The sequence below is a fragment of the Pedobacter cryophilus genome (assembly GCF_005116455.1).
Classification (GTDB): Bacteria; Bacteroidota; Bacteroidia; order Sphingobacteriales; family Sphingobacteriaceae; genus Pseudopedobacter; species Pseudopedobacter cryophilum.
In genome coordinates this window covers 1-16,251 of the sequence record NZ_SWBP01000003.1, presented here as the reverse complement: position 1 = coordinate 16,251, position 16,251 = coordinate 1, and the positions used below count along the sequence as shown (strand labels likewise).

General features: G+C 34.3%; 12 protein-coding genes. 3 read left to right on the top strand and 9 right to left on the bottom strand.

Annotation, left to right across the window (positions count from 1 at the left end; all coding sequences use genetic code 11):
* Nucleotides 1-1,377 precede the first annotated feature (1,377 nt).
* Nucleotides 1,378-1,695 (top strand): hypothetical protein, encoded by a 318-nt coding sequence (locus FA046_RS09100; RefSeq protein ID WP_136826099.1) that lies wholly within the window; start codon nt 1,378-1,380, stop codon nt 1,693-1,695.
* Between the two features lie 378 nt (nt 1,696-2,073).
* Here the strand turns inward: FA046_RS09100 and FA046_RS09095 are convergent, their stop codons facing one another.
* The 8 genes from FA046_RS09095 to FA046_RS09060 form a co-directional block, all read right to left on the bottom strand.
* The gene (locus tag FA046_RS09095; protein ID WP_169303342.1) at nt 2,074-3,144 is read right to left on the bottom strand and encodes a nuclease-related domain-containing protein; all 1,071 of its coding nucleotides are present in this window, start codon (nt 3,142-3,144) and stop codon (nt 2,074-2,076) included.
* Nucleotides 3,145-3,383: 239 nt separating this feature from the next.
* Nucleotides 3,384-4,778 (bottom strand): KAP family P-loop NTPase fold protein, encoded by a 1,395-nt coding sequence (locus FA046_RS09090; RefSeq protein WP_136826097.1) that lies wholly within the window; start codon nt 4,776-4,778, stop codon nt 3,384-3,386.
* A 184-nt stretch (nt 4,779-4,962) separates the two neighbouring features.
* Nucleotides 4,963-7,809 carry a type I restriction endonuclease subunit R gene (locus FA046_RS09085; protein WP_136826096.1) on the bottom strand — a complete coding sequence of 949 codons (2,847 nt, stop codon included), beginning with the start codon at nt 7,807-7,809 and terminating at the stop codon, nt 4,963-4,965.
* Nucleotides 7,809-8,351 carry a hypothetical protein gene (locus FA046_RS09080; protein WP_136826095.1) on the bottom strand — a complete coding sequence of 181 codons (543 nt, stop codon included), beginning with the start codon at nt 8,349-8,351 and terminating at the stop codon, nt 7,809-7,811. The genes FA046_RS09085 and FA046_RS09080 overlap by 1 nt, the downstream gene beginning before the upstream one ends.
* A 1-nt stretch (nt 8,352) precedes the next feature.
* Nucleotides 8,353-8,751 (bottom strand): GxxExxY protein, encoded by a 399-nt coding sequence (locus tag FA046_RS09075; RefSeq protein ID WP_136826094.1) that lies wholly within the window; start codon nt 8,749-8,751, stop codon nt 8,353-8,355.
* A gap of 47 nt (nt 8,752-8,798) precedes the next feature.
* Entirely contained in the window at nt 8,799-9,038 is a 240-nt protein-coding gene (locus tag FA046_RS09070; RefSeq protein ID WP_136826093.1) for a hypothetical protein, read from the bottom strand.
* A 502-nt stretch (nt 9,039-9,540) separates the two neighbouring features.
* A complete protein-coding gene (locus tag FA046_RS17260; RefSeq protein WP_169303341.1) occupies nt 9,541-10,728 on the bottom strand; it encodes a restriction endonuclease subunit S in 1,188 nt (395 codons plus the stop codon).
* A 2-nt stretch (nt 10,729-10,730) separates the two neighbouring features.
* Nucleotides 10,731-12,299 (bottom strand): type I restriction-modification system subunit M, encoded by a 1,569-nt coding sequence (locus tag FA046_RS09060; RefSeq protein ID WP_136826092.1) that lies wholly within the window; start codon nt 12,297-12,299, stop codon nt 10,731-10,733.
* Nucleotides 12,300-12,501: 202 nt separating this feature from the next.
* Between FA046_RS09060 and FA046_RS09055 the strand changes: the two genes are divergently transcribed.
* Together FA046_RS09055 and FA046_RS09050 are read left to right on the top strand one after the other, a co-directional pair.
* Nucleotides 12,502-12,729: a hypothetical protein gene (locus FA046_RS09055; protein WP_169303340.1), complete on the top strand. Its 228-nt coding sequence runs from the start codon at nt 12,502-12,504 to the stop codon at nt 12,727-12,729.
* A gap of 699 nt (nt 12,730-13,428) precedes the next feature.
* Nucleotides 13,429-14,049, top strand: a complete 621-nt coding sequence (locus FA046_RS09050) for a hypothetical protein (protein ID WP_136826090.1) — start codon at nt 13,429-13,431, stop codon at nt 14,047-14,049.
* A gap of 1,824 nt (nt 14,050-15,873) precedes the next feature.
* On the opposite strand, the gene FA046_RS09045 is transcribed toward FA046_RS09050, so the two are convergent.
* Nucleotides 15,874-16,077, bottom strand: a complete 204-nt coding sequence (locus tag FA046_RS09045) for a hypothetical protein (RefSeq protein WP_136826089.1) — start codon at nt 16,075-16,077, stop codon at nt 15,874-15,876.
* Nucleotides 16,078-16,251: the final 174 nt, after the last annotated feature.

Sequence of the window (16,251 nt, the reverse complement as noted above, 5' to 3'; positions counted from 1 at the left end):
ATTTTCATTTTACACAATATATAGTGATCAATTGCAGTTTGGCTTTAGCCAACTGATTAAAAAAAATCTTCCTTGTTTCGCTTTAGCATCATATAAACTTATTTAAGTAAGGAAATACTATTTCATTTTGCACAATACAGAGTGATCAATTGCAGTTTCAATTAAATTTAGTATTTCAATTCATATTCTCGCCGCTCATAGCCGCGGTTTGCCTAGTCCTTTTGCTTCAGCGCAAAAGGACCAAAACGCCGCCGCTGCGCCATTAGCTACAAAGTTTCTTCTTTAACCTCTTCATCACAACCGCTAATGCCAAGGCGGGATTTAAACGGTTATGAATGGTTTGTGCTAGATGTTCTGAAGTTAATTTTGAAATTCACTATTCCAATGGAGTTTATGCCTTTGCAAAGCAATACAGCAGAGCAACAAAGCAAGGATGGCCTTTGAAAATTTGGAAAGGAAGGCCAATAAATCTTTTGTAGAAACTTACATAAAAGAAGAACCTCAGCAAACCGACGAGTGTTGCATAAACTTTGTTAATCCACTGACGTTCCCACGGCTTCGGTTTGCCTGCCTGCCGGCAGGCAGGCGGTTAAAGATTTATTGAGGCTTACTGATCAAATATTCATCAAGCCTTGATTTTTTGGTTACTTTTTTATCAAGAAAAAAGGAACTAGGCATGTCCCGCCATTAGGGACGGAGAGGCTTGTGGGTTTGGGCTTAAGTAGCTTAATTGATAAACAGTACTTCAATTCAAATTCTCGCCGCTCATAGCCGCGGTTTGCCTAGTCCTTTTTTCGCAAGTTTATATTGTTTTAATTGCCCTCAAGCATGCTTACGCAGGATGCTTCAGCGCAAAAGGACCAAAACGCCGCCGCTGCCTGCCTGCCGGCAGGCAGGCGCCAATTGCTACAAAGGTTCTACAAATATTTCTTCAATGCTACCCGCAATCGCCAAGGCGGGATTTAAACGGTGTACTTTGGTTTGTCTGGCTACTTCTTTGGTTTGAGTCAAATTCACTATTCCAATTGTGTTGGTGTCTTTGCAAAGCCGATATGTAAAGCGTCAATGTAGGGAATAGTTAAATTCACTATTCCAATTAAGATTGTGTCTTAGCAAAGTTGCTATGCAGAGCGTCAATGTAGGGAATATCAATCAAGATCTATAAATCTAGCTCTGTGAACTTTGTGCTCTCTGTGGTTAAATAAACAACAGTCTTGCAAAACGGTTATACAAAGCTCCAAAGCAAGAATTACCTATAAATAATTAGGAAGCTAATATATTGCAAACGCCAAAGTATGGCTTTCATTAAAGCCTAATCATAAGCTTTACGCCAATAGCGAAATAAATGACCCCCGAAAACTGTATCTTCGCCCCAATATGGGTTACGCAAAAGAAAGAGGAAAGCTTGAAAAACTATCGACAAAGATTAGTGCTTTAACAAATTACGATGACAAAAGTCTCACCATCATCACAGATATATTTGAGCAATATTCTCATTCTATAAGAATATTAAAAAACAAAAATCCGGAGGCATTTACCAACCTCTACGAAAACGAATTACAACAAGTAAAATTGGTTAAACGACAATTAAAACTAAGTGAAGAAGCTGATCGCCAAGACAGTTTCATTAATTACAGAGATGCGCTATTAACTGCACTAAACAGTGCTATTAACGTAACAAAACAAATTGCGTAAAAGGTTAAGATAATTCAGAGTTTTATTGAAACAATCTCTTTCGTTTGTCATGGCGAGATACGAAGCAATCTGTTTATTTATTTGTCATTCCTAGGTACAGCCTGTCCCGATTTCTCGGGAAAGCAATCTGTTTGTAATTATCTTTTATTTGAAAAGGTACTGTTCTGCAAACCACAACCGATAGTCTGGCTTTACACTCATACGCCCTCAGGCATTAGGCGCAAAGGCCGGTAAACGTTGCAATCCAGTTTATTAATTTGGGCTTTTGCTTTTAAATAAAGCGAGTCTGAAGACTCTTTTCCATTATTTAATCCTTAGAGACGCTGCGCTAGAACTCTAAGGACAGAAAGGGGTTACAAGCAATTAAATATTTACTTGCTAAATTGTCTTTTGGTTATTCATTTCTATCAATAATTCAGCAATACGCTGTGTTTCAATAGTTGAAAATATGGGTTTAAAGTAGTTGATGTAACTAAGAAGTTCGTTTAATGTTAAAACCTTTACGTATTGAAACTCTTCTTTTGGTTTTGTATTAGTGAAAACAATGAGGTTCTTAACTGTTATTTTCCTATCACCCCAATGATGGTCGGTTAAACGAAGATGAAAATTGCTTATTTCATTTTTAAGCAAAATATATAATGCAAAATTACTTCTCTTGATTTGACTGACTGGTGAACGTAGGCTTAAATTCTTTAAAGATTTTTCGCTCCAGTTTTTTGTCTCTATTAAGAATATGCCTGATGGCGCAACAAGCAAATGGTCTATTTGAATTGATTTTATATAATCGTCTTCTTGTCTATTGTAAATTGCATTTGAGAAGGAAATGGAAAAGTCATTAATTAAAAAATGCTCATCTGATAGCGATTCTAATGTTTTAACAACTTTTTGTTCTCCTAAAGCACCATAAATGTAACTGTTAGAGTGATCAATAACCGATTTCTTTCTTTCAATTTCCCATAAAGCTGTTTGTGCACTTTCTTTTACTGCTATGTTAAATTGCGAGGTGATAAATTGATAGCGTTTACGCTTAACTTGTTGAATCTTAACATGGTGACGAATTGATTTTGTTACCTCAATATCAAAATTGCGCTCCTTATATATGAGTTGCCTTTTATAATTCCATTGTATAAAGTTCTTTCTTAGTTTTTGAAATAAGTTTGATGAACCGTCATCAGTCACAAAGTTTAACAGCTGTTTCAGTGCGTCAATTTCAGATAACAATATTAGTTCTGTTTGTTGTTTTTGTGCTGCTATAGTGATGTCTAACTGCTGCAAATCTGTATTGAGCGTATCTTTCTCCTGCTCAATAAGTGTTTCATGGTTAGTAATTAATTGTTGGCGGAAAGTTGAATATGAGTTTTGAAAATTAATTACTTCTTTTAAAGATTTGAAGTCATGAATGTGGTTCTCTTCTAAATGTGATTTTAAAGTCGAAAGTGACCCAATCATGTTATATGTCCTGCACATTCTGTCTGCCTATTTTTAAATTTTGTTTTTATTACTGATGCCTGTAAACAAGTTTAATAAATTCCCTCATTTAGCTCAAGTAAGTAGCATTTGCTTGTGAATTGAGTAATGTACTTTTGTCTGCTGTTACATCTTAACTAATTTAAGTTATGGTAAAGGCACAAGTAGTATTTACCCAATTACCCTTTCTTCATACCTGAGCCAAATGACCCAAATGAGGATTATATTAATGTTACTAATTGTGATGTTAAATTAATTTTGTCTAATAGATGACTCAAGCTTACAGCTTCACCTCTACTATCATCTATACTTTTAATAGAATAAATTACACTATCCTCATTAAAATTAGTTTTAAATAATAATTTTTTAGGCTCAATATTTACATCAATTAATTGTTTATGAATATGATTTTCTTCTAAATATTTATTATAGCACACTAAACAAAGTGAAAAAATATATTCTACTTTTAATTCTTTACCGTTGTAATCTTTCAATACTTGTTCAATTTCATTAGCAAACTCAGCTATTTCTAATTTTCTAAGTTCAATTTTATTATAAAGTACTGGTTTATATTGCTTCACATATATGAAAGTCAGCAAAACGGTAGGGAGAACAAAATTATTTTTCTCAAACTGAGTGAGTATTAATCTGGTATATGCAAAAAGTTTTTCTTGTTCTCTTAATGAAAGCTGTTTAGTGTCAATAATTAATGATGCATACTTTTTAAAATATTCATGGTCTCTTTTTAGTTGATCATATTTCAATCTATTCTCATGGCGAAAAAATTCGTCTAAATTGAAATATTCATACAAGTAATCAACAAACTCTTTTACACTTGGTGAAGGTATTTGATACTCAATGTCTATAAATCTTCTTAAATAATTTGCAGAGTCAATACTTTCACTTCCATAAAATCCTTTAATTGCATTGCATAATTGCTCTTTATCTATTGAAAGAACGAATACAATCCCTGGTACAGAAAAGAAATGTTTTACACATTCTAAAACTTGAACAGCATAATCAGGTTTACAACGATCTAATTCGTCAATTATAAATATTAGAGGTTTGCCGTTACATTCTTCTTGTATATACTTACCAAGTTCTATTTTAAATGCGTCTAAACTCTGTTTTTTGTCAGCATATTTTATCACTTCCTCTTCAAATAATTGGGTAGCTTCTTTTGTAATTGTATTAACTGCATCCTTAATTATTTCTGTATTAATGTACTTTTCTGCTAATGATTGAATTAGAATAGGAAACAAATTTTTTGACAATGTAACACTGTTTTTTAGGACTTTTTTAAAAGTAGACGTTGCGTCCTTGGGATTTATGTTTTTTAATTCAGCTAATAGCGCAACCATCGGTTCGCTATCGTAATCATTTTCCCAAGCGTTAAAATATATTGTTTTAAAATCTTTATAATTTAATTTCTGACGCCACATTTTTACAAACGTGGTTTTGCCTGCACCCCATTCATTGTTAATTGCTAAAACGAAACCATCTGCATAGTTATAAACTATTTGCGTAAGTACATCTGCATATTGCTCACGATTTAACTTACAATTTAAGAAGGGATTATTAATGTCAATTTCTAGTTCATGATGCTTTAGTTTCATAGATAAGTTTTGTTTTATTACATGTTTTAAATTAAGGCAATTAAAAAAATAAGTTGATGGGATAAATAAATATTAAAAATGATTTATTTGATTTCTTTGCCTTTTATTTCTAAAAAATAAATAATCGTATCACATCACAAGTTCAGAATAATCATACAAATCATATCAATCACAGTTCAGACAATTACCCCGCTATTCCACTAATAAACGTATCTACAAAAGATATAATCCTTCCAGTTATCCTTTCTGCAATAGAGGCTCTTTCTTTTAAAGCTGGTCGAACTTTCACCAAACTCATTACATCATCACGTAAAGGTGCTTTTTCTGTGAAAAGGTATTGACCAATAATGTCCTGCAACTTTTCTGAATCCAGATTTTCTTCTTCACTCATTTTCTGCAAAGCACTTCTTCGTTCTTCGTTCCAGTACACTTCAAAAGCTTCGGGTATTTCTTCAGAATCTGTAATGTTGGGTAAATTCACTTGAATAAACTTCTCTATTAATTCGCGTTTACTACGCAAACTAACATCTCCGGTCATAATTTCTATTAAAGCTTTGCGCTGTTTCTCTTGTTCTTCTGGCTTGGCATCTTTTAGTTTTGCAAGTAGTTTAAGAATATAGGTAACATTAATATCATCCCTATGTATCAGCTCCAATTCAAAATCTATATCATTTAGAATAGAAGCCTTTTCTTTTGCATCGCCAGTTTTAGTCTTTTGATACAAGTCGAGGTATTTACTTTTATAATCCTCAAATTGTTGAGCAGTCATAGAAAGCTGGTCGAAGCTGAACTCCGTAAAAGTGGTCAATACGTTTTTTAATCGCATTAATTCTCTAAAAGCTTTAATAAATGCCAGCTCTTCTTCTTCACTTCTTAAATCATTTACGCTGTTTACCGTTGGTGCTATTTTAAGCAAATCAATGTATGCAGTGTTAAACTTCTCTACATAATCCTCAAAAGGCTGCATAATGATTTCATCCTTTGCATTAATGTTTGAGAATAAAGTAATGGCATCATCTGTAGCTTCTTTTAAATTTCTAAAGCAAACAATATTACCTTGAGATTTTACTTCATTTAAAATACGGTTGGTACGAGAAAATGCTTGAATTAAACCATGATGTTTTAGGTTTTTATCTACATACAAGGTGTTTAGCATTTTACTATCAAAACCTGTTAAAAACATGTTTACTACCAAAAGCAAATCTATTTGCTTGTTTTTTACCCTTTTGGCAATGTCATTATAGTAATTATAGAATTTCTGACTGTCTTTACTGGTAAAATTAGTGCCGAATTGCTTATTGTAGTGTTGTATAAAATCTTCCAGATCATCTCTGCTGTGTTGTGTAAGGTATTCTTCTTGGTCTTCGGCAGCCATAGAAAACTCCTCATCGGGTACAAAACCAACCGCATCTTTATCATCCTCGTTGGCTTGGTAAGAGAAAATAGTAGCTAATCTTAAGTTGTGCTCACCAGCTTCTTTTTTCTGTATAAATAGCTTATAATAAGCTACTAAAGCATCAATACTTGAAACGCAGAATAAACCTGTAAACTCCTGACCATGTGTTTTACGACTATGGTTATTAATAATGTAATCTGTAATATTATTTAAACGCTGCGGCGCATCCATTACTTCTGCCTCATCAATAGCTTCTACCTCTATATCTAAAATGTGGTCTTTCTTTTTAAACGTACGGATATACTCTACCGAAAACTTTAGAACATTCTCATCTCTAATGGCATCGGTAATTACATATTTATGCAAACAATCGCCAAAAAGCATGGTGGTGGTACGTTTACCAAACTCATTTTTTCCGGCGTTTTCTTCAAATATGGGTGTTCCTGTAAAGCCAAACAGTTGGCAATTGGCAAAGAATTTCTTGATACTTTCATGTGTTTGCCCAAACTGACTGCGGTGGCATTCATCAAAAATAAAAACAATGCGTTTATCTTTTAATGTGTCCATATTATGCAGATACTTAGTTTTACTAATAGCAGTATTCAGTTTCTGAATGGTGGTTACAATTAACTTATGATCGCCAATAAGTTGCTGTACCAAAGTATGAGTATTATTGGTGCTGTCTATGCTGTCTTTTTTAAAGGCATTAAATTCCTGACTGGTTTGATAATCTAAATCTTTCCTATCAACCACAAAAACCACTTTATGCACTTCCTTTAAATTGGTAAGAATTTGTGCTGCTTTAAAAGAAGTTAAGGTTTTACCCGAACCTGTAGTATGCCATATATACCCGTATTTAGTAGTAGTTTTTACCCGCTCAACAATGTTTTCTACTGCATAAAACTGGTACGGACGTAATACCATCAAAACTTTTTGGGTTTCATTAAGTACCACGTACTTGGTAATCATTTTTGCGATATGGCAAGGCTCTAAAAAAATTTCTGAGAAGGCTGCTAATTGCGTAATTAGTCTGTTTTTCTCTGTTGCCCAGTAAAAGGTTTGCTTAAAAGACCTTGCTTTAATAGGACTGTTGGCGTAATATTTAGAATTAACACCATTACTAATTACAAATATTTGGATGAACTGAAATAAGCCCTGCCCTGCTCCGTAGCTGTGTCTTTCGTATCGGTTGGTTTGGTTAAAGGCTTCTTTTAACTCTAAACCCCTGCGTTTTAATTCTATTTGTACCAATGGTAAACCATTGATAAGTATGGTAACATCATAACGGTTTTTGTAGCTGCCCACCATGCTAATTTGTTGGGTAACCTGAAACTCGTTTTGGCACCAATGAATTTGGTTAATGAGTTGTACCGTTTTGGCTTCTCCCTCATCATTTACATAAGGCACACGGTCTCTTAATAGCTTAGCTCTTTCAAATATGTTTCCTTTATTAATGTAATTGAGAATTTGTTTAAAGTCGTTATCGCTTAGGCTGCAATGGTTATGCTTTTCTAACTGAATTTTAAGGTTTTTCAATAATCCCTTTTCATCAGCAATGAGCACATTCTCATAACCCAAATCAACCAATTGGGAAACTAAATTATTCTCTAATATCTGTTCGGGTTGAATGGTCATTATCTTAAAAAGCTATTGTACTTTACTAATTCCCATTCAGCTTTTCCTTCTCCTTTACATAAATCATTAATTACTTCACTATATTTCTTTTCATCACATTTCAAATCAGTCCAATTTACTTGAATATTATTTTCCTGTATTAATCGATCTAATGGGAAATGTGGAGGTGGATATTTTAGCTTATCTGAACACCATAAATATTTTAGGTAAAGATTTAATAGTTTTTGTGCGACACCAAATTTTAATCCTTTCTCTGGTAAAATCGAAATATGTTCTGCGTTTACACATTCTTGTAATTTTTGAATGTTTTTGATGTGTTCTACCTCATTAATATTCCTGTTTAGATACTCGGTTTCAACCAATCCTTCAACACATTTAAATAAGGCCTTTTTAAAATCATTCTTTTGTTTATCAGTTATTTTAACTCCAGATTCTGAGGTATAAACATAAGCCCTAGCAAATGCTGCCGAAATGGTAGCAGCCCAAAACTGGTTTTTTAAAAAGTATTCTTTTTCTTGTTCAATGGTAGATGTTTTAGTCATTTCAGGGTATTGATTTATATTTTTTATTATTTAATCTTTTAAAATTTAAGCTTGTTTCGCCAAAGTTGATTAGTAAACCCACTTCTAAATTATAGGCTTCTAAATAGTTAATAGCCTGTGCCAAATGCACATCTTCCAATTTAATAAGCGCTTTTAATTCTACTGCTATTGCACCTTCAATTAAAAAGTCGACTCTTCTGGTGCCAATTTGTACTTCACGATAAAATATAGGCATTTCAAATTCTCTGCTGTGTTTAATTCCCGCCAAATTCATCTCTAATTCTAACGCTCTTTGATAAATCACTTCCTGAAAACCATTGCCCAACACTTTATGTACAGCCATAGCGCATCCAATTATTTTGGAAGTCAGCTCTGAGTATTTGTATTGTTCGTTTATCATCTTGTCTGAACTATGATTTTTTTGATTTTCTTGACCTTTCTATATGGCTATGATTTATGATTTGCTATTTTTTTTACTATTTCATATAAATTATCAGCAGGAAATTCATCTATAAGCTTTTTAAATAAATTGTTATTATCCCATAAACCAACTTTATTACCATTAACCTCAATTATATAATGTTCGCAGGTAAATTTATTATCATCATCAAGGTTGTTTGAATTTACTCTAGGGAAACCATTTGATATTAACATTTCTTTTAAATTTTTCATTTTGTTTGTTTTCATACCGCAATTAAGCTATTAAAGTGTCTGTCGTCAATAGTCATAAAATAAAATCGTCTGAACCTTGATTCTTGTGATTTTCTTGACTTTGCAATCTGGCTATGATTAGCATTTCCCATGCTATAAGCTCAAAAAAATCATATTAATCATAAAAATCACAGTGCAGACAATTGTCTGAACCTTGATTTTTGTGATTTTTTTGAACTTTCTAAATGGCTATGATTTAAAACTTTCCACTCTAAAAGCTCATTTTTAATCACCCTAATCATATTAATCATAGTTCTGACAATTGTATTTTTGTGATTTACTTAACCTTTCTAAATGGCTATGATTTAAAACTTTCCACTCTAAAAGCTCAAAAAAATCACCCTAATCATATAAATCATAGTTCTGACAATTGTATTCTTTTGATTTACTTAACCTTTCTAAATGGCTATGATTAAACATTTCCATATTATAAGTTCATTTTTAATCACCCTAATCATATAAATCACAGTGCAGACAATTACACAAACATCCTCTGCAACAAACCTTTTTTAAACCCTTGCATTTTCTCTACCTGCAAAGCCACCCTTTCTATCGCCTCATCTATCGAAGATAAAAAAGAAGCTATTTTTTGTTGTTCTATTAATGATGGAAAAGGAATCTTAAATTTCACTAAATCACTACCATTAATAGAATTTATTGTAGCACCAAGATTTTTATGAACCTCTTTTTTATACTCAGTGGTATCAAACCAATGAAATATAAAAAGATTAAATTTCGACCGATAAATACTCATAAACGCACCGAAAGCCTTACCTTCATTCTGTTTATTAATTATTGCATTTTTTCCAATTAATCTATTACTTCCATTCCTAACACATATTAAAATATCATTTTCTTTAACTGGATTAAAATTATTTGTTTTTACAAACACATTATCCTCAAAAACTAATTTTCTATTTTTTACATTTGAAGACCTTAGAACTAATACACCTTCAAGATCTATATCACTAGGACTATAAGTTAAACCATTAATTATCTTACCAACCTCCCCCAATTTCTTCTCCTCCCAATCAGCAAAATCATTCCCATTCTCATCCCTAAACCTCAACTCTTGATTAAATAATTGTTGCATTAACCCATTTTTATAGCTTTCTAAAAGCAATTTCTTTTTTTGTAAAAGTTGAATGCGTTGGTCTAGTGCTGTAAGGAAAGTGGCTATTTTTTTTTGTTCTTTTTGTTTCACTGGTATTTTTACATCCCAATTTTCAATAGTTCCTTTTGTAATATGTAACAATGCAAATCCATTCGATGAATTAGTCTTCATCTTTAAAGTCTGCTCGTCCAATAAATAAAATAAATATTTTTTATCTATATGTTCTGCATTTAACACCTTCCAAATATGATAGTGATAAATTGTTTTATTGCCATCCCATATTTTTGGACCAAAAGAAGCAGACCAAGCATATAAAAGGTCTCCATAATCACAAAATTTATCTTTAGGTAGCTCTAAGTCAGAAAAATACCAACTACTATTGGAAAAAAAATTTCCAACTCTAAGAACAGGATATCTCCCTTTTTCGAGAAGTTCTACCTGTTTATATGCTTTACCATTAATAAAAGTTGCGATTTCTCCTAACTTCTTCTCTTTCCACTCCCCTTCAAACCCCGGAAACCTTAACTCAGGTACTAATTTCTTCCCTTCCATATTTAAAACGGGGTTTCAATGTTTAACTCCTTACAAAACTCTGCTATGCTGGTATTTACTTCCTGCAATTCGGTTTCCAAGGTTTTTAATTCCTCTGAAACAGCTTTTAAGTCAATTTTATCTTCGGCTTCAAAAGTGTCAACATAGCGTGGGATATTCAGGTTAAAATCATTCTCTTCAATCTCTTTTAAACTAGCAACATGGCTATATTTAGCTATACTTTTTCTTTCGGTATAAGTTTTTACAATGAGTTCTACATCTTCATCACGTAAAGCATTTTGGTTGCCTTCTTTTATAAAATGTTCATCGCTACTGGCATCAATAAATATAATATCATCATCTGCTTTGCGGCATTTTTTTAAAACCAAAATACAGGTAGGTATAGAAGTACCGTAAAAAATATTTGCGGGTAAACCAATTACAGCATCAATGGCATTGCGTTCTTTAATCAAGTATTTACGTATATCGCCTTCGGCAGCACTTCTAAACAATACCCCATGTGGGAAAATGCTTGCCATAGTGCCATTATCTGCCAATTGGTAAAACATGTGGGTTAAAAAAGCATAATCGGCTTTGGTTTTTGGGGCTAAACGTCCGTATTCGCTAAAGCGTTCGTCATTATTATATAGTGGGTTGGCATCGCCTTTCCAATGGGCAGAAAACGGAGGATTTGCCACTACGGCTTCAAAACGTTTTTCTAAATGGCGAGGCGTTTCTAAAGTGTCTTCATGTTGGATATTAAACTCCCTAAAATGCACATCATGCAAAATCATGTTCATTCGGGCTAAATTGTAGGTGGTACGGTTTTGTTCTTGTCCGTAAAATTCACTTACTTCTGCTTCCTTAGCAACTCTTAATAATAAAGAACCAGAGCCACAGGTTGGGTCATAAACCGATTTAATTTTACTTTTGCCCACAGTTACCAGTTTAGCTAATATTTTAGAAACAGGTTGCGGGGTATAAAACTCGCCGGCAGATTTACCTGCTCCGGCTGCAAACTTGGCAATCAGGTATTCGTAAGCATCACCCAATACATCAGCATCTAAATCTTTCAACCTAAAATCTATTTTATCTAGGTTTACTAAAATCTTTACAATAATATCATTGCGGGCGGCAACGGTACGTCCTATTTTGGTAGAGTTTAAATCAATATCTTCAAAAAGGGCATTAAAATCTTCTTCAGATTCTGTCCCCATGGTGCTTTGCTCAATATGGTTTAGCACTGCTTTTAAATCCTCTAAAATATAATTGCTTTCATCTTCAGTGTCAGCATTACCACGGGCTGCCAGTACAGAAAATAATTCAGCAGGTTGTAAATAATAACCTAGTTTTAATAAAGATTCTTCTTTAATAGCGGCTAAGGTTTCTTCATCTGTAACCAATTTAAAATCCGTTACTGTTTCGCCTTCTAATAATTCGTTAGCGTATAAATATTGTTTTTCTGAAAGGTATTTGTAGAAGATAAAGCCCAAAATGTAATCTCGGTAATCATCTGCACTAATTTTGCCTCTTAATAAATTGGCAATCCCCCACAACTGGCTCTCTAATTGTTTCTTCTGATCTTCTGACATTTAATGGTTTAGCTATATTATAGAAATTGATGCTGGTTTAACGTATAGATAAACGAATCTAAACATTTCCACCTGATAAACAACAGCCCTCAAAACATAAAAAAATAAACATAAAGTAAATTATTTTACAAAAAGTTTTGATAATCAATTTATTATACATTATTTTTAACTCACCCTAATATCTAAACTTATGAAAACAACTATGAAACGCCTGGTGGTTTACCCTGCCGATATTAAATTATTAACCGGAAAATCTGACAAGGCGGTGTACAAAGAATGCCATAGAATTAGAGAAAAATTTGGCTTGGGCAAAAAAGACAAGCTTACCACTATACATGTAAAAGATTTTTACCACATTACTTTAGAAGAGCTAGAAATGTATTTAATTATACCTAACCGAGAGGATAATTTGGTGCAGGTTGCTAAATAGTAATTCCGTTTAACAATAGGCTTGTTTTAATAATGAGCTTTAAAATTTTATTTCGGTTTTAAATCTCCTCTTTAACCTTTCCTGTTTATTTAGCTTTTATTTTGGTTTTCTTTAAAGGCAAAGGCTTTGGCTTTATGCTATGAGGGTAAATTCTAAAATTTGGTTCAGTTTACTTTACTCCCCCTAAAGATTCCTTTGGTTTTAAATTCAATTTCGTTTCACACCAATTACATTTCGTATCGCCCAAAGCGCATTTCTTTTCACCCGAAGCGTATTTCTTTCCATACAAGGCATTTTTCTTTTCACTCCAAGCGTATTTCTTTAAAGGCGAAGTCTAATTAGTTTCGGCCAAAGCACATTTAGTTTCCCGCTAAGCACATTTCTACGAACACCAAGCCTATTTACTTTCACCCGAAGCGTATTTCTTGTCGCACAAAACGCCATTAGTTTAGCGAAAAACCTTTTTTCTTTTCATTTATGCTTAAAAGTTCGGTCAAAACCGGGCGTTCTTTGTCGGAACTAGCCGCTTTACAGCACAAAAAGCTCATAAACAACTATTTAAAGTAAATTTTAAGCGGTAATGGTTAATACTATTCGTTTGTGTATGGCTTAGGCTTGCTGCTATTGTGATTAGTGATTTAGCCCTTTACATTTAATCCCTACAAAGGAGAATTTACTCTGGCGATTAAAAAAAGACATATGAAACAACAAAAATTAATTACAGATTACTCAAAATTTCCGGATGGGATTTTAAATTTTAAGTCTAAAACGGTGGTTAATTCTTTAACTGGCAATGTGAATTTTATGGTTACTACCCCAACTATTGCCAATTTTACGTTGATACAAACAGCCTTTAGCAATGCTTTAGATAAAACTACTGGTGGCGACAGGCTGTTAATTGCTTTAAAAAACCAAGCTAAAGACGACTTATTAAACGCCATGCGCCAATTGGCAATGGATGTAGATGCGCAGGCTAACGGTGATAAAGCCCTTTTATTGAGTACCGGTTTTGATTTAGGATCGTCGGGAGATATCCCTTCTGTTTTGGGTTTACCCACCGACTTTAAAATTTTAGATGGCATGAATGCCGGTGAGCTAAAGTTTACCTGTAAAAGAGCTGATAATGCAGTTTCTTATATTTTAGAATATACAGATGAGCTGCCTACGCCAGCAACGCAATGGAAAATGCAACCTAGCAGCTCAAGGGAATTAATGGTGCGTGGTTTACGCAGTGGCATTAGGGTTTATGGTAGAATAAAAGCGATTGGCAGAAAAGGGCAAGAAGCAAATACTGATGTATTATCTAGAATTGTACAGTAAGGAAGCTTGGGTTAATTTATTACGATTATCTATTTTTTTTATTTGTTTTTTGATGTTATGGTGTTTAAGGATGGAGGCGGAAGGTTTTCATCCTTTTTATATAGTTTAAATTTAGCATTCCAATTCATTCACATCCGGCTCATGCCGCCGGTAGGGCAAATACTTTTTCCTTTAGCTGAAAAAGTATTCAAAAAAGCCACCGCTTCGCCGATTGCTATGAAAATGCTACCCGCAATCGCCAAGGCGGAATTTAAACGGTGTACTTTGGTTTGTCTGGCTACTTCTTTGGTTTGAGTCAAATTCACTATTCCAATTGTGTTGGTGTCTTTGCAAAGTTGCTATGCAATGCGACGTAGCAGAGCAATACAGCAGAGCGGCAAAGCAAGGATGGCCTTTGAAAATTTGGAAAGGAAGACCAATAAATCTTTTGTAGAAACTTTATGAAAGCAGTACCCTCAGCAAACCGACGAGTGTTGCATAAACTTTGTTAATCCACTGCCGTTCCCACGGCTTCGGTTTGCCTGCCTGCCGGCAGGCAGGCGCTTTAAGATTTATTGAGGCTTACTGATCAAATATTCATCAGCCTTGATTTTTTGGTTACTTTTTTATCAAGAAAAAAGTGACTAGGCTTAGCCCGCCAATGAGGGCTGGAAAGCCTTGTGGGAAAAGGCCATTTAAGTTTTAATTGAACAATAGTATTTCAATTCATAATCTCGCCGGCTCATGCCGCCGGGATGGCAAATACTTTTTTCTTTAGCTGAAAAAGTATTCAAAAAAGCCACCGCTACGCCGATTGCTACAAAGTTTCTGCGAATATTTCTTCATCACAACCGCAAGCGCCAAGGCGGAATGATTTGGTGTACTTTGGTTTGTCTGGCTACTTCTAAGGCTAATTTTGAAATTCACTATTCCTATTTAGATCTTGCCTTTGCAAAGCTGTTATGCAGAGCAACAAAGCAAGGATGGCCTTTGAAAATTTGGAAAGGAAGACCAATAAATCTTTTGCAGAAACTTACCTAAAGCAGTGCCCTCAGCAAACCGACGAGGGTTGCATAAACTTTGTTAATTCACTGCCGTTCCCACGGCTTCGGTTTGCCTGCCTGCCGGCAGGCAGGCGCTTTAAGATTTATTGAGGCTTACTGATCAAATATTCATCAGCCTTGATTTTTTGGTTACTTTTTCATCAAGGAAAAAGTGACTAGGCTTAGCCCGCCAATGAGGGCTGGAAAGCCTTGTGGGAAAAGGCCATTTAAGTTTTAATTGAACAATAGTATTTCAATTCATAATCTCGCCGGCTCATGCCGCCGGGATGGCAAATACTTTTTTCTTTAGCTGAAAAAGTATTCAAAAAAGCCACCGCTACGCCGATTGCTACAAAGTTTCTGCAAATATTTCTTCATCACAACCGCAAGCGCCAAGGCGGAATGATTTGGTGTACTTTGGTTTGTCTGGCTACTTCTAAGGCTAATTTTGAAATTCACTATTCCAATGGAGATGGTGCCTTTGCAAAGTCGTTATGCAGAACGACAAAGCAAGGCCGGCCTTTGAAGATTTGGAAAGGAAGGCCAATAAATCTTTTGTAGAAACTTACCTAAAGCACTACCCTCAGCAAACCGACGAGTGTTGCATAAACTTTATTAATACACTGCCGATCCCACGGCTTCGGTTTGCGATTAAAGATTTATTGAGGCTTACTGATCAAATATTCATCAAGCCTTGATTCTTTGGTTACTTTCTCATCAAGGAGAAAGTGACTAGGCTTGTCCCGCCATTAGGGACGGAAAGCCCTTTGAGCGTTTGGGAAATTATCGTCAAAATTGAAATTTAGTATTTTATTTCATAATCTCGCCGCTCATAGCCGCGGAGGCCTATTACTTTTTCTTTAGCAAAAAAGTAACAAAATGCCACCGCTTCGCCGATTGCTATGAAAGGTTCTGCTTTTACTTCTTCAATGCTACCCGCAATCGCCAAGGCGGAATTTAAACGGTGTACTTTGGTTTGTCTGGCTACTTCTTTGGTTTGAGTCAAATTCACTATTCCAATTGTGTTGGTGTCTTTGCAAAGTTGCTATGCAATGCGACGTAGCAGAGCAATACAGCAGAGCGGCAAAGCAAGGATGGCCTTTGAAAATTTGGAAAGGAAGACCAATAAATCTTTTGTAGAAACTTTATGAAAGCAGTACCCTCAGCAAWCCGACGAGTG